At 68.9% G+C, this 13,509-nt stretch carries 12 protein-coding genes; 7 read left to right on the plus strand and 5 right to left on the minus strand.

Annotated features, from left to right (window positions below; genetic code table 11):
• Positions 1–14 precede the first annotated feature (14 nt).
• Positions 15–1,451, minus strand: coding sequence for a type I glutamate--ammonia ligase (gene glnA, locus NBRGI_RS07215; protein WP_029893780.1), 1,437 nt, complete (start codon positions 1,449–1,451; stop codon positions 15–17).
• Positions 1,452–1,733: 282 nt separating this feature from the next.
• Here glnA and NBRGI_RS07220 point away from each other — a divergent pair, with 282 nt between their 5' ends.
• Positions 1,734–2,189: an RDD family protein gene (locus tag NBRGI_RS07220; RefSeq protein ID WP_029893782.1), complete on the plus strand. Its 456-nt coding sequence runs from the start codon at positions 1,734–1,736 to the stop codon at positions 2,187–2,189.
• A 119-nt stretch (positions 2,190–2,308) separates the two neighbouring features.
• On the opposite strand, the gene NBRGI_RS07225 is transcribed toward NBRGI_RS07220, so the two are convergent.
• Both NBRGI_RS07225 and NBRGI_RS07230 read right to left on the minus strand, forming a co-directional pair.
• On the minus strand, positions 2,309–3,043 hold the full coding sequence (locus NBRGI_RS07225; protein WP_029893784.1) for a DUF4191 domain-containing protein: 735 nt from the start codon (positions 3,041–3,043) through the stop codon (positions 2,309–2,311).
• Between the two features lie 165 nt (positions 3,044–3,208).
• On the minus strand, positions 3,209–3,658 hold the full coding sequence (locus NBRGI_RS07230; RefSeq protein WP_029893786.1) for a TY-Chap domain-containing protein: 450 nt from the start codon (positions 3,656–3,658) through the stop codon (positions 3,209–3,211).
• 278 nt (positions 3,659–3,936) lie between these two features.
• On the opposite strand from NBRGI_RS07230, the gene NBRGI_RS43510 reads away from it, so the two are divergent.
• Both NBRGI_RS43510 and NBRGI_RS07240 read left to right on the plus strand, forming a co-directional pair.
• Complete coding sequence (locus NBRGI_RS43510; RefSeq protein ID WP_036557800.1) at positions 3,937–4,677, plus strand: DUF2334 domain-containing protein; 741 nt, start codon at positions 3,937–3,939, stop codon at positions 4,675–4,677.
• Positions 4,677–5,777, plus strand: a complete 1,101-nt coding sequence (locus tag NBRGI_RS07240; protein WP_029893790.1) for a glycosyltransferase — start codon at positions 4,677–4,679, stop codon at positions 5,775–5,777. Before NBRGI_RS43510 ends, NBRGI_RS07240 begins: the two co-directional genes overlap by 1 nt.
• Positions 5,778–6,092: 315 nt before the next feature.
• On the opposite strand, the gene NBRGI_RS07245 is transcribed toward NBRGI_RS07240, so the two are convergent.
• Positions 6,093–7,049, minus strand: a complete 957-nt coding sequence (locus NBRGI_RS07245; protein ID WP_235210872.1) for a DMT family transporter — start codon at positions 7,047–7,049, stop codon at positions 6,093–6,095.
• A 147-nt stretch (positions 7,050–7,196) separates the two neighbouring features.
• On the opposite strand from NBRGI_RS07245, the gene NBRGI_RS07250 reads away from it, so the two are divergent.
• Genes NBRGI_RS07250 through NBRGI_RS07265 form a run of 4 tightly spaced genes read left to right on the plus strand, consistent with a single transcriptional unit; the run spans position 7,197 to position 11,615 of the window.
• The gene (locus NBRGI_RS07250) at positions 7,197–8,867 is read left to right on the plus strand and encodes a CocE/NonD family hydrolase (protein ID WP_029893794.1); all 1,671 of its coding nucleotides are present in this window, start codon (positions 7,197–7,199) and stop codon (positions 8,865–8,867) included.
• Positions 8,864–10,240 (plus strand): M20/M25/M40 family metallo-hydrolase, encoded by a 1,377-nt coding sequence (locus NBRGI_RS07255; protein ID WP_036557765.1) that lies wholly within the window; start codon positions 8,864–8,866, stop codon positions 10,238–10,240. Before NBRGI_RS07250 ends, NBRGI_RS07255 begins: the two co-directional genes overlap by 4 nt.
• Before the next feature lie 43 nt (positions 10,241–10,283).
• Positions 10,284–11,153, plus strand: coding sequence for an alpha/beta hydrolase (locus NBRGI_RS07260; RefSeq protein WP_235210873.1), 870 nt, complete (start codon positions 10,284–10,286; stop codon positions 11,151–11,153).
• Between the two features lie 9 nt (positions 11,154–11,162).
• On the plus strand, positions 11,163–11,615 hold the full coding sequence (locus tag NBRGI_RS07265) for a 6,7-dimethyl-8-ribityllumazine synthase (RefSeq protein ID WP_029893798.1): 453 nt from the start codon (positions 11,163–11,165) through the stop codon (positions 11,613–11,615).
• Positions 11,616–11,632: 17 nt separating this feature from the next.
• Here the strand turns inward: NBRGI_RS07265 and NBRGI_RS07270 are convergent, their stop codons facing one another.
• Positions 11,633–13,075, minus strand: coding sequence for a metallopeptidase (locus tag NBRGI_RS07270; protein WP_029893799.1), 1,443 nt, complete (start codon positions 13,073–13,075; stop codon positions 11,633–11,635).
• Positions 13,076–13,509 lie beyond the last annotated feature (434 nt).

The following is a 13,509-nucleotide window of genomic DNA, read 5'->3' on the forward strand; positions in this document are numbered from 1 at the left end:
TTGGGTCCTACGAATTACACGTCGAAGTAGAGTTCGAACTCGTAGGGGTGCGGGCGCAGGTTCACGGGGGCGATTTCCTGGTCGCGCTTGATGTTGATCCAGGTCTCGATCAGGTCGTCGGTGAAGACGTTGCCTTCGGTCAGGTAGTCGTGATCCTGCTCGAGGCGGTCGATGACCGTGGCGAGGCTGGTGGGGGCCTGCGGGATGTTCTTGGCCTCCTCCGGCGGGAGCTCGTAGAGGTCCTTGTCGACGGGGGCCAGCGGCTCGATCTTGTTCTTGATGCCGTCCAGGCCGGCCATCATCATGGCGGCGAAGGCCAGGTACGGGTTGCCCGAGGAGTCCGGCGCGCGGAACTCGATGCGCTTGGCCTTCGGGTTGTTGCCGGTCACCGGGATGCGCACGGCCGCGGAGCGGTTGCGCTGCGAGTACACCAGGTTGATCGGGGCCTCGTAGCCCGGCACCAGACGGTGGTAGGAGTTCACGGTCGGGTTGGTGAACGCCAGCAGCGACGGCGCGTGGTGCAGGATGCCGCCGATGTAGTGGCGCGCCAGATCGGAGAGACCGCCGTAGCCCGCTTCGTCGTGGAACAGCGGCTTGCCGTCCTTCCACAGCGACTGGTGCACGTGCATGCCCGAGCCGTTGTCACCGAAGAGCGGCTTCGGCATGAAGGTGACGGTCTTGCCCTCGGCCCACGCGGTGTTCTTCACGATGTACTTGAACAGCTGCAGGTCGTCGGCCGCGCCGAGCAGGGTGTTGAACTTGTAGTTGATCTCGGCCTGACCGGCGGTGCCGACCTCATGGTGGCCGCGCTCGAGCTCGAAGCCCGCGTTCTGCAGGTTGGTCGAGATCTTGTCGCGCAGGTCGACGTAGTGGTCATACGGCGCGACGGGGAAGTAGCCGCCCTTGTTGCGCACCTTGTAACCACGGTTGAGGGTGCCGTCCGGGTTGAACTCGGCGCCGGTGTTCCAGGAGCCCGAGACCGACTCGATCTCGTAGAAGGCGCCGTTCATGGCCGAGTCGTAACGGATCGAGTCGAAGATGTAGAACTCCGCCTCGGCGCCGAAGTACGCGGTGTCGGCGATACCGGTGGAGCGCAGGTACTCCTCGGCCTTGCGCGCGATGTTGCGCGGGTCGCGGCTGTAGGCCTCGCGGGTGAACGGGTCGTGCACGAAGAAGTTCAGGTTCAGCGTCTTGGCCGCCCGGAACGGGTCGAGGCGCGCGGTGCTGAAGTCGGGCAGCAGCAGCATGTCCGACTCGTCGATCGACTGGAAACCGCGGACGGACGAGCCGTCGAAGGCCAGCCCTTCCTCTGCGAGGTCGGTCGTGAACGCCTTCGCCGGGATCGAGAAGTGCTGCTGCACACCGGGAAGATCACTGAATCGGATGTCGACGTATTCGACTTCTTCATCAGCAAGATATTTGATGACCTCGTCGGCCGTGCTGAACGTCACTTGTTCTCCTTACGGATCGGTTCCCAGCCAGTGTCGATTGCATGGGTTCGTCGCGTCCAGACGGTATGGACGCGGTGTTTCCCCGCAGTCAAGGCTGTGTTTCGCCAGTGTTACACGTGCCGCTGGCCGGGTAACCCGGCCCACCCGGGCGCCACCAGCATGGTAATCCTGCCATCCGAGCAGGCCGGCGCCGACGTGAACTCCGCTTATGCCGAGCATGCATTCACGGCTCGTCAGCACTGCGACACCGGTCGGCCGGTGGGGCGCGCATATTGTAGGGGCATGGCACGCATGACGGGATCGTGGCTCTCCGGCCCTTCGGAGGGTTCCGGCGACCAGGCAAACCCCGAGTTCCCCGGCAAAGAATTGGGCCTGCCGAAGTCCGGCGCCGGATCACTGTCCGGCATGGCCCGCCGGATCGCCGCGCTGTTCGTCGACTGGCTCATCGCCCTCGGCATCGCCGCGATCATCATGCGCGGCGGGTCGGCGTCCAGCCTCACGCTGCTGGTCTGGTTCGTGATCGGAGTGGGGGCGGTGACCATGTTCGGGTTCACCCCCGGTCAATACTTCTTGCGCCTGCGCACCGTCCGGATCGACGCGCCCGTCCCCGTCGGCATCGTCCGCGCACTCGCCCGGCAGGCCCTGCTGGTCTTCGTGGTGCCCGCCCTCTTCACCGACTCCGACGGGCGCGGCATGCACGATCGCGCGACCGGGACCGCGCTCGTCCACTCGCGCTGAACGCCGAGGGGGAATTGGTGGCGGCATCGCCCGAGAGCCCGCCGCCACCAGTTCCCCTTGATCTTGAAAACACCGCGGGCCCGCACCCTGGAGGGGGTGCGGGCCCACGGTGTTCGCGTTCAGCGCCTGCGGATCGTGCGCTGCACGCCGCGCATCTTGGCGCCGGCGGGCATCGGGCCCTTCGGCATGGCCGGGCCGGTGCGGGAGCTGAGGGCGGACAGGCGTCCCTCGATGAGGTCCATCCGCTTGGTGTCGATGTTGCGGGGCAGCTTGGTCAGGTAACGCTGCAACTCCTTGAGCGGCACCTGTCCCTCGTCGTTGCCGATGACGACGTCGTAGATCGGGGTGTCGCCGATGAGCCGGGCGGTGCGCTTCTTCTCCTGCGCCAGCAGCGATTTCACCCGCTGCGGGGAGCCCTCGGCGACCAGCACCACGCCGGGCAGGCCGATCACCCGGTGCACCGCGTCGAGCTGGGTGGTCGCGGCGATGCCGTTGGTCACCCGCCACTTGCCCTGCAGGTTGTCCAGCACCCACGCCGCGGCGCCCGCCTGACCCTCCGCCTTGCCGTACACGCTCTTCTGCACCCGACGGCCGAAGATGATGAACGCGGCCAGCGCGCCCAGCACCACGCCGAACGGGACGAGCAGCCAGGTCAGCCCGAAGATCAGGCCGATCACCAGGAAGATCGCGGTGATGCCGAGCAGCGCGCCGATCATCAGCGGCAGCAGCAGCTTGTCTTCCTTGCGCTGCATCTGGAACGCCTGCCAGAGCTGCTGCCTGCGCTCTTTCGACTGCTGCTTGCGGGCCGCTTTCGCCGCGGCCTTCGCTTCCTTGGTGGGCTTACCTGCTGCCATGTCACTCAGGATAGTGCCCACGTCGCGCCGATTTCGCCACGCCTGTCCCGGGCCGTCGATTCCCGGTGCGGCGAGCTGCCGGATCGACCACTGCGCCGAGGTGAGCCGCTATCCGCTGTCGATGCTCGGACGGACCGCCGCCGAGGGCAGTCCCGCGAGACCGCGTCAATTCCAGCCGCGCCGAGCCATCGAGCCGAGCACGGTGAGATCCAGATCACCGGAGGCCTCGGTCCACCCCATAGCCCGTAACTCCACCGGAGTCGCCACGCCGAGCGCATCGCGGAACCCGATGGCGACCGACCGCGCGAACTCGACCAAGCTGCCCGGCGAAATAGGCCAGAACATGGTCTTGGTCCAATTGTCGACTTCGCGGCGCAGCATCGGCTCGTTCCAGCCGAGTTCCCGCAATTCCGCGGCGGCCGCATCCGGAATGGGTTGCGCCAGATAGTGGTTACCGGCGAGCTCCGCCGACAATTTGATGTCGTATTGCATGAACTGCACGTACCGATTTCCCGGTGCGGCGATGATCAACGTGGCCCGGGAGGGAAGTTCGGACAGACATTGCGCCAGCGCTTGAACGAACTGTTCCCAGTCCGCGGTCACCGGCTCGTTCATTCTTCCCCCGGGTGCTCGCACTGGCCCGATCATACGCCGACCTGCCTCAGACACCAGGCGAATTGTCTTGCGACCCCGGACACTTCACCCGCGCCATAGCAAAACCGAATGACCCTTTACCGGGCCGCGGCAGTTGCCGCTTTCGCACCCGTTCCGACATTCGGAAACGGGTGCGGCCAACCGCGGCGGTGTGCGAAATCGGGCGGGGTGCCGATTCGTCGGGCAGCGGCACGCTGCTGTTCAGCTGGCGGCAACCGGGCGGTGTTAGCTTGCGGTGCGTGTGTGCGCGGTTGGTGGTGAGCGTCCATGACGTCGCACCCGCGAGTGCGGCGGAGACGGCGCGGTGGTGCGCGGATGCCGACGGGTTCGGGATCCCGGTATCGCTGCTGGTGATACCCGGGCCGTGGCGGGGTGCGTCGCTGGCGCGGCAGCCGGAGTATGCGGGCTTCCTGCGGGAACGCCGGGCACGGGGGGACGAGATCATGGTGCACGGGTGGTCGCATCGCGCCGGACCCGAGGGCGGGTGGTCGCGTCGGACGCTCGGGCGCGCGGTGGCTCGCGGCGCGGCCGAGTTCGCCGCGCTCGATCAAGGCCAGGCGGCGGCCAAGCTGCGCGACGCCACCGCCGTGATGGCCGAATCCGGGCTGTCCACAACGGGTTTCACTCCGCCTGGGTGGCTGGCCTCGCCCGCCGCCGAACAGGCTTTGCGCGCGGCGGGCTTCACCCACACCACCGATCACTTCGGCGCGAAGGATCTGCGCACCGGCCGCCGCCAGCGTGGCTTCGCTCTCTCGCACCGGCCCGGCGGCGGTTGGTCCGAACGCTTCGGCGCCGCCATGCTGCAAACCTTCGCCCGGCGCAACGCGCGCAACGGCGGGCTCGTCCGCCTCGCCCTGCACCCCGACGACCTGCACCATCCCGGCCTGCGCGCGGCCACCCTGCGCGCCATCGACGCCGCCCTCACCGCGGGCGCGCGCCCCACCACCTACGCCGAGCTGATCGAAGCGGCGGCCTGCTGATGCGCATCGTGCAGATCGCGAACTTCTACACGCCGGCCTCGGGCGGGTTGCGAACCTGCTTGGACGAGATCGGGCGGGGCTACCTGGCGACCGGGCACGAGCGGGTGCTCGTGGTGCCGGGGCCGGCCGACGGGGACGAGGCGACGACGTCGGGGCGGCGAATCACGGTGCGCAGCCCGAAGTTCGGCGCGGGCGGCTACCACGTGCTGACCGCGCGCCGGACCCGCCCGATCCTCGATCTGCTGCGCCCTGACGTGCTCGAATGCAGTGACAAGTTGAGCGTGCGGTGGCTGGCGCCGTGGGCGCGCGGTGCCGGGGTGCCGCTCGTGCTGTTCTCCCATGAACGCATCGACGCGATTCTGCGCACCCGTGTCCCACCCGGGTTCCCCCTGGCCACGGCCGCCGACCTGGCGAACCGCCGCCTCTGCGTGCGTGCCGAAAAGGTCGTGGTCACTTCGAGTTTCGCGACGGCGGAGTTCGCTCGCATCGGCGCCACCAATGTGCGACGCGTCCCGCTCGGCGTCGACCTGACCACTTTTCGTCCCGCGACCGAAACATCCTGCACCCCCGGTGCATCGGTACGCCTGGTGCTGGTGAGCAGGCTGTCCAAGGAGAAGTGCGCCGAACGCGCCATCGCAGCGGTACGCGTGCTGGTCGATTCGGGGTTGCGCTGCGAACTGGCCGTGATCGGCGACGGCCCGCTGCGGCACCGGCTGCAACGCCTGGCGGCCGGGCTGCCGGTGATCTTCCACGGTCACCTCACCGATCGCGTCGCGATGGCGAGCCTGGTCGCCGACGCCGACATCGCGATATTCCCCTCCCCCGCCGAGACTTTCGGCCTCGCGGTGCTGGAGGCGCTGGCCTGCGGCACTCCCGTGGTGGTCCCCGACGAAGGCGCAGCCGGTGAACTCGTGGACGCCGCCGGTTCCGGCATCGTGTCCGACGGCTCCCCGCACGGCCTCGCGGCAGGCGTCCGGGCCCTGTTGACGGTCCCCGCCCCGCAACGCCGCCGCGCCGCCCGCCGTGCGGCCGAACGCTTCCCCTGGTCCGCCACGGTCGCAGGCATGCTCGCCCTCTACGCCGACTACGAAGCCGCCTGAACCCCACCGCCGCACCGCGTCTCGGGTCCCGCCTCTCCAACGGGCGAATCCCCTCGAGACGGTGCAGACCCGACCGCCCCGTGCAGTCTCCAAGGACGTCCCCGCACGGCCCCCATCGCAACAGCAGCGCCGCAAGGCCATCACCGGGGCGCCATCTCGCAAGGCCATCACCTGGGCGGCATCTCCGCAGCGCCCTCACCGGGACGCCCTCCCCGCAGCGCCGTCCCCGCAGCGCCGTCCCCGCAGCGGCACCCCGCACCGCCTCACCCCAGGGGCACGCCCGCAACATCCTGACCTCAGCAGCCGCGGCGCTGCCTACGCGACCACGTCCGAAGTCATCCGCTGCCCACGCTCCCCGGCGCTCGACGCCCGCACGCGCGGCACGCCGTCGACCCGTTCGTCGTGCAGGGTGGGCGAATTCGCGAGCAAAGTGACGCCGGTGATCACCAGGACGGCCGCGAGCAGCAGCGGCATCGCCCGGGGGTGGACGGCGGCGAACAGGGTGACGCCCGCGGTGTAGCTGAGGACGGGATCGGTGATGGTCATCGCGGTGAGCGCGGTGGGCAGCGAGCCGCGAGCGTACGCCTCCTGCGTGAGCACTCCGCCCAGACCGGTGGAGATCGGGATGCCGACCAGCGCCCAGCTCAGGCCCGGCAGTGCGGTGGTAGCGATGACCACCAGCACGGCCGTGGTGGCGAAACAGCAGCCGGCCGTGACGGCGACCAGTGCCGAACGCACCTGGGTGGCGCTGGTCAGGCGAGAGAGCGCGATCAGCGTGACGATCACCAGGAAAACTCCGGCACCGGCCGTCGGCAACAGTTCGGGCCGCAACTCGGTGTGGCCGGCCGCGCTCTGCCCGACCAGCAGGATCAGTCCGGCGCACACGAAAACCGTCCCGGCCCAGTCCCGCCGCAGCAGCGGCCGCCTGCGCCGCGCCGCCGCGAACGGCAGCGCGAACAGCAGTTGCACCACCAGCAGGGACTGCACCACCGCGATCGCCCCGAGCCGCAGCGCCACCGCGTGCACGACGAACCCCGCCACGTTCGCGCCCTGCCCGGCCAGCCAGCGCCGATCGGTGAGCAATCGCCGGGCGATGCCGGCGATCACCAGGAACCGTCCCTGTGGATCCGCGGTCGCTGCCTCGCGCGCGGCGCCTTGCTGCAGCGCCGCCGACACCGCGAACAGCAGCGCGGCCACCAGAGCGAGCGTGATCGTCCCCACCGCGGCCGCATCGATCGGCGTCCCGCCCAGCGCTTCGACGCCCTCCGCCATAGCGCCAATGCTGGCGGGTCGCAGTGAACATCGGGTGGCGTTCGCCCGGCGAGTCGGCGACGACCGGCGACATTCGTCCCGCGATCGGCTGATCTGCTACCCCGGTTCCGGGGTCTGGACGGTCGTCCGGGCACACTCGATAGTCCTATGGTGAGCGAACGACGTGTGCTGCTGCGCGCCCTGTGTGGGTTGCTGCTATTGCTGGCCCCGGCCATCCCGGTGACCGCCGCGGCGAAGCCGTTGGACGTGCCGTTCCAGTGGAAGCAAGCGTTCATCGACGCCCCCGACGGCACCCGCCTGCACGCGGACATCCTGCGGCCGGACGGTCTCGCCGACGATGTCCGCACGCCGGTCATCCTCACCGTGAGCCCGTACCGCGCGCACCTGGCGTATCTGAGCGAACCGCGGTTGACCGGCGGACCGTCCACCGAAAACCTGCAAGCGGACATGTTCCTGCGCGCCGGCTATACCTACGTGATCGTCGACCTGCGCGGTTTCGGCGGTTCGTCGGGTTGCCCCGATTTCGGCGGTCCCGGTGAACGCTCGGATGTCGCGACCGCGGTGGAGTGGTCGGCGAACCAGCCGTGGTCCACCGGCAAGGTCGGCATGTTCGGTACCTCGTACGAGGGCTGGACCGGCTTGATGGGCCTGGCGACGAAGCCGAAGGGGCTCGCCGCCGTCGCCTCTTTCGAGCCGGTGGTCGATCCGTACTCGTACCTGTACATGCAGGGCGTATCGTGGAAGTTCTCCGGCAAGCCGGTCACCGAGAGCGGCGTGCGTCCAGCCGATTTCGCCGGTCTGGAACATCTGCTGATCGCGTCGACGCCCGGCCGCCCGGAGGATTCGCCCGAATATCAAGCCGCCGCAGCGCAATTGCCGATGCAGTGTTATCAGCAATATCTCGCCGAGACCGGCAACCATGACGGCAATTCCGCATTCTGGCGCGATCGCGATCTGGTCGGGCCATTGCGCGGCAACACCATTCCGTTGTTCCTCGGCCAGGGTTTCGTCGACTACAACACCCGCGCCTACCGCGTTTTCGATCTGTGGAACGGCCTCGGCCCCGGCGCGCACCGCGCCTGGTTCGGTCAATGGGGTCACCGCACCTGCCACGATAAATGCGGCACACCGCATTTCGACACCGAACTGCTGGCCTTCTTCGACAAGCATGTGGCGGGCCGCGATACCGAAATCCCGGGTCCGCGGATCACGGTCGGGCAGTTCGACGGTCGCTGGCGCGCCGAAACCGCCTGGCCGCCGGCCGATGCCGCGCGCGTGCCGGTGGATCTGCGCTCGGGCAGCTACACCGACCGCGGCCTGGTACCCGGGCCCGACCGCGAACTCTGGTCTGTCTCGGAGCCGTTGGCCCAGGCCCAGCACCTGTCCGGAATTCCGACCGCGACATTGCAACTCGACGGTCCCGCGACCGCCACGGTCGCGGTCGAGCTGTACGACATCGCCCCGGACAACCTGGCCACCGTGATCACCCGCGGTATCGCGCCGGTCGGCGACGGCACCGCCGAAGTCCGCCTGCTCGGCCAGGATTGGCCGATCGCGGCGGGTCATCGCATCGGCGTGCGGGTCACCGACGTGGTCGACGACGTCTGGTCGCACACTCCGGCGCTCGCCTCGGTCACCGTGACCAAGGCCCGTGTCGAGTTGCCGATGCTCACCGGTGCGCGCGTGGCCGACCTGCCGGGCGGTCTCACCGAGGGCATCGTGAAGTGGCGAAACGAGAAGACCATCCCGCTGGGGCCCGGCGTGCTGAACAATGCAACGGTGTCCATGAATTTGCCGAACCGTAGCGGCGACCGATGACCGAACCGGTCGACGATCACACCGCCGAGCGCCTTGCGGCCGCATTGCGCTGCGTCACCGTGTCCACCGACGATCCGGACGATATCGATGACGCGGCGTTCGACCGGCTCTCCGCGCACCTCGAGCAATCCTTCCCCCGGGTGCATGCCGAACTCGAGCTGGAGCGGTTCGGGCACAGCAGGCTCTACCGGTGGTCGGGGGTAGCGCCCGATCAGGTCGCGGCGATCCTGCTCGCCCACCAGGACGTGGTGCCGGTCGACGATCCGCAGCGCTGGACGCATCCGCCCTTCGCGGGCGTCGTCGACGACGAATTCATCTGGGGCCGTGGCGCAATCGATGACAAGAGCAGGCTGCTCGCCATTCTGGAGGCGGTAGAGGCCGCCCTCGCGGCCGGAGTCCGCCCGCGGCACACCATCTTTCTGGCTTTCGGGCACGACGAGGAAGTCTTCGGCGACACCGGCGCGATGCACATGGCGCAGCGCCTGCGTGCGCAAGGCGTGTTCGCCGACCTGCTGCTGGACGAGGGCGGCATGATCACCACCGGCGTCGCCGACCGCATCGAACCACCGGTCGCGACGATCATGGTGGGCGAGAAAGGCTATGCGACGGTACGGCTTTCGGTCACCGAACTGGGCGGGCACTCGTCCATGCCCGGTAAGCAGACCGCGGTCGGCCGGATCGCCCGTGCGGTCGCCCGCATCCAGGACCATCCGATGCCGCTGCGGATGACCCCGGTCACCGCCGACATGCTCGCCCGGGTGCGCAAGGTCATGCCCGCGCCGCGCAGGCAACTGCTGCGCCTCGCCGATCTGGTCGCGCCGGTGGTCACCCGCGTGATGGCGGTGCGGCCGCAGACCGAGGCTCTGGTGCGCACCACCACCGCGCCCACCGTGATCCGGGGCGGCGTGAAATCGAACGTGCTCCCCCAGCACGCCGAGGCGTTCGTGAATTTCCGCATCCTGCCCGGCGATACCGTCGCCTCGGTACTCGCGCACTGCCGGAAGGTGGTGCGCGACAACGGCGTCCGGATCGAAACCGAAGGGGTGTCCTCGGAGCCGACGGTGAACGCCACCCCGGGCGCCGCGTTCGACCTCGTCGCCGAGATCGCGCAGGCCATGGTCCCCGGCACGGTGATCACCACCGGCATCGTGCCCGGCGCCACCGACTCCCGGCATTATCACGACCTGGCCGCGACCCGCTGCAACTTCGCCCCCATCGTGCTGGAAGAACGCGATCTGGCTTCGATCCACGGAACCGACGAACGCCTTTCCCGGGTGAACTACGCTCGACTCATCGAGTTCAACCGGCGGCTCTTCACCGAGCTGGCGTACTCGACGAGCAGCGAGCCGCACCCATCAGGAGCCGATGCATGAGTGAGCGCAGCAGGACCGAGCCGAGCACCGGCGAGGCGCGGTCGTGACCGCGGAACCGGAGCGCGACGACGCGGGCATCCGCACCGAGACCGGGCAGTTCGACGGCACGGGCAGCGGAATCGCCTGGCGCGCCTGGCTGCCCGAGGCGCAGGCACGCGGCGTGATCGTTCTGGTGCACGGCGTCGCGGAACATTCCGGCCGCTACACCCACGTCGGCAGGCGCTTTGCGGGCGCCGGGTTCGCGGTCTACGCGCTCGACCACATCGGTCACGGCAAGTCCGCGGGCAGCAAGGCCAATATCGGTTCGATGGACGGCGCCGCCGACAACGTGGCGGCGATGCTGGACATCGCGAGTCGCGAATACCCGGACGTGCCGCGCTTCCTGATCGGGCATTCGATGGGCAGCCTCATCGTGCTGCACCTGGCCACCCGCGCGCCGGTCGACGTCGCGGGCATCGTGCTGTCGGCGCCGCCGCTGGTCATTCCGCTCGGGAACCCGCTGCAGCGCCTCGTCGCGCCGCTGCTCACCCGGCTCGCCCCGAATCTCGGTGTGCTGAAACTGGATTCGTCACAGATCAGTCGCGATCCCGAAGTGGTCCGCGCCTACGACAACGATCCGCTGGTCTATCGCGGCAGCCTGCCCGCCCGCACCGCGGTCGAGATCCTGGACACGACGACCCTGGTGAAGCAGCGCCTCGGCCGGCTCACCGTGCCGCTGCTGGTGCTGCACGGCACCGGCGACGCCATCGCCGCGCCCGCCGGCACGGACCTGATCGAGCGGGGCGCGGGCTCGAAAGACCTCACCGCGATCCGCTACGACGGCCTCTACCACGAGATATTCAACGAACCCGAGCAGGACGAGGTGCTCGCCGACGTGGTGGACTGGCTGGAGGCGCACGTTACCGGCAAGTAAGATCCGGCCATGGGAACTACCGGATCCATCGCTTTCCTCCGCGCCGGCTGGCACAGCTCGATCGTCGGCAAGGCGTATGAAGGCTTCACCGCCGAATACGCCGAGCTCGGCTACGACCCCGCCACCGTCGACGTCTTCGAGGTGCCCGGCGCGTTCGAGATCCCGTTGCACGCCCAGCGGCTGGCCCGCTCCGGCAAGTACGCGGCGATCGTCGCCGCGGCGCTGGTCGTGGACGGCGGCATCTACCGGCACGATTTCGTCGCGTCCGCGGTGATCGACGGGTTGATGCGGGTGCAGTTGGACACCGACGTGCCGGTGTTCTCCGTCGTGCTCACCCCGCATCACTTCCACGAGCACAGCGAGCACGTCACGTACTTCACCGAGCATTTCGTGACCAAGGGCGCGCAGGCCGCGCGCGCACTGGCCACCACGCTGACTTCGCTTCGGTCCCTACCGGTTTAGCGCCGACCCGGCCCGGTTCAGCGGTACCGCGACAGGCACGCCGCCTCGCCGTCCAGCACGCCCGTGCGGAACGCCTCGACGCGCTGATACCCGCTCGGCACCACCTTTCCGTTCACGTCGCTCGCGGCCAGGCCCTCGGTCAGCAGTTCGGAGACGGCCTCATCCAGATCGTCGGCCGAGAGTCGCAGATCACCGCCCGGCTCACTCAATTTCGTCGACACCACACCGGACAGGCACGCGGTGCGCAACCCCGCCGTCTCCGCACCGGTGAGCGACAGCCCGCGTTCGCGTTGCACGGCAAGGGTGTAACGAGAGACGAAGAGGACGAAGGCGGAGTAGTCGCCGTGCACCATCGCCGAAAGCAGTTCCTCCTGGCCGGGCGCGGGCGCACCCAGCTTGGTGAGTGCGGACACGTCGGTGCCGACCCGGTTCGCCGTCGGACAGTACGAAACTGGTTGTGTAACGGTGATATTCGCACAGTCGCCGACCCCCGCGTAGTCGAACCGCGGCGGCTCTGCGGACGGGAAGAGGGCGAGCAGCGTCCGGCTCAACCGCTCCAGCGACTGCTGGTTCACCGGCAGCTGGAACAGCGCGTCGGCCACGCCGAAGGAAACCGGCAGTTGACCGCGGCGCTGCGCGATCTCCTTCGGCGTCAACGCCTTACAGCCCTTCGTGCCGTCGGAGTAGCCGATCTGCACCGCCGTCACCCGCTCGAACGCCGACCCGTGCGCATTGCCCGGATCGCCGAAACCTTGATCACGGAACGCGACCGTCGCGCCGAGCACCGCGTTGAGCCCGTCGGTGGTGTTCAACGTGAAGTGCGCCGACTTCCCTTCGGCCACATGGCGTAAGAACACCCCGGCCAGGCAGTCGGCCTGCTGCTCCAGCACCAGCGTCGGGGTGCGCAGGCCCGCCAACGTTGCCTGCCCCTGGATCGCGTGCCCGTACTCGTGCGCGAGCACCATCACCACGGCCATCTCGCCGAACTTCTCGACGACCTGCGGCAGCAGGACGCCGCGATCCCAGCCGATGGTGTGGTCGAGACCGCAGTAGGCGGCGTTCACGACGTGATAGGTGGATTCGTCGCAGAAGCGGATCGCTTGGTCCTTCGGCGCCGTCGCCGACCAGGAGAAGAAGTTCTGCACCGGGGTGAACGGGCCCGGAAAGTCCTTGTGGTACTCCGTCGTCCAGAATTCCTGCAGATCCGCGAGCGAGTTCAGCGCGAGCGTGTCGAACCTGCCGCCGTCACCGTTCGTCGCGGTGAGCGGCGCGTCCGGCACGCCGGGCCGCGGACCGCTCGGACCCGTGGCGGTCATCGAACCGGCGATCTCCCAGTCCGTTTCGGTGGCCGGAGCCTCCGGTGCCGTCCGATCCTGCACGGTCACACCGCATCCCGCGAGCACCATCCCGAACAGCGCGAGCACCACCACCGCGCCGATCCGCCACCGCTGCTGCCCCATCGCTGCGCCTCCCGAATCACCGCGCGCCGCTCACTCAGGAGGGACGGAGATTTCAGCAGACCCCTGCCCGCCGTGCACCTGATGGTAGTAGGCCGCACACACCCCCGACCAGGTCTCGGCGCGCGAGACACCGCTCCGAATGCGCATCGGCAACCTTTCAGGTTCCGCACCTTGCCTCGCGCCCCGCCGGAGAAAGGGCCCTGCTGCCCAACCGCGCTGCGCCGCCCCCGCGGCAGGCGCACCCCTTGTAGGTTCCCGCACCACGGCACACCGGGGTCTGGCGTCAGAAGGGTNCGGATACGAAGCGCACCGAGCAGACCTGCTCGCCGACGTCCGCGCGGCCCGAATCACGTCAAGCGGACTCGGGCGATCAGGGCTCGGTGGTCGGACCCGGGGATGGCGGAGGGTGCGGACTTCGTCGGCTTCGGCGTCGG

Origin of the sequence: Nocardia brasiliensis IFM 10847 (assembly GCF_000710915.1) — a bacterium.
In the GTDB taxonomy this organism is placed as follows: domain Bacteria; phylum Actinomycetota; class Actinomycetes; order Mycobacteriales; family Mycobacteriaceae; genus Nocardia; species Nocardia brasiliensis_A.

What these genes read in the sequence shown, in the direction of transcription:
- NBRGI_RS07245 (WP_235210872.1), bottom strand. Translation starts at nt 7,049, where the DNA reads ATGGCGGAGGGCGTCGAAGCGCTGGGCGGGACGCCGATCGATGCGGCC.
- NBRGI_RS07270 (WP_029893799.1), bottom strand. Translation starts at nt 13,075, where the DNA reads ATGGGGCAGCAGCGGTGGCGGATCGGCGCGGTGGTGGTGCTCGCGCTG.
- NBRGI_RS07225 (WP_029893784.1), bottom strand. Translation starts at nt 3,043, where the DNA reads ATGGCAGCAGGTAAGCCCACCAAGGAAGCGAAGGCCGCGGCGAAAGCG.
- NBRGI_RS07250 (WP_029893794.1), top strand. Translation starts at nt 7,197, where the DNA reads ATGGTGAGCGAACGACGTGTGCTGCTGCGCGCCCTGTGTGGGTTGCTG.
- NBRGI_RS07265 (WP_029893798.1), top strand. Translation starts at nt 11,163, where the DNA reads ATGGGAACTACCGGATCCATCGCTTTCCTCCGCGCCGGCTGGCACAGC.
- NBRGI_RS07220 (WP_029893782.1), top strand. Translation starts at nt 1,734, where the DNA reads ATGGCACGCATGACGGGATCGTGGCTCTCCGGCCCTTCGGAGGGTTCC.
- NBRGI_RS07240 (WP_029893790.1), top strand. Translation starts at nt 4,677, where the DNA reads ATGCGCATCGTGCAGATCGCGAACTTCTACACGCCGGCCTCGGGCGGG.
- NBRGI_RS07230 (WP_029893786.1), bottom strand. Translation starts at nt 3,658, where the DNA reads ATGAACGAGCCGGTGACCGCGGACTGGGAACAGTTCGTTCAAGCGCTG.
- NBRGI_RS07255 (WP_036557765.1), top strand. Translation starts at nt 8,864, where the DNA reads ATGACCGAACCGGTCGACGATCACACCGCCGAGCGCCTTGCGGCCGCA.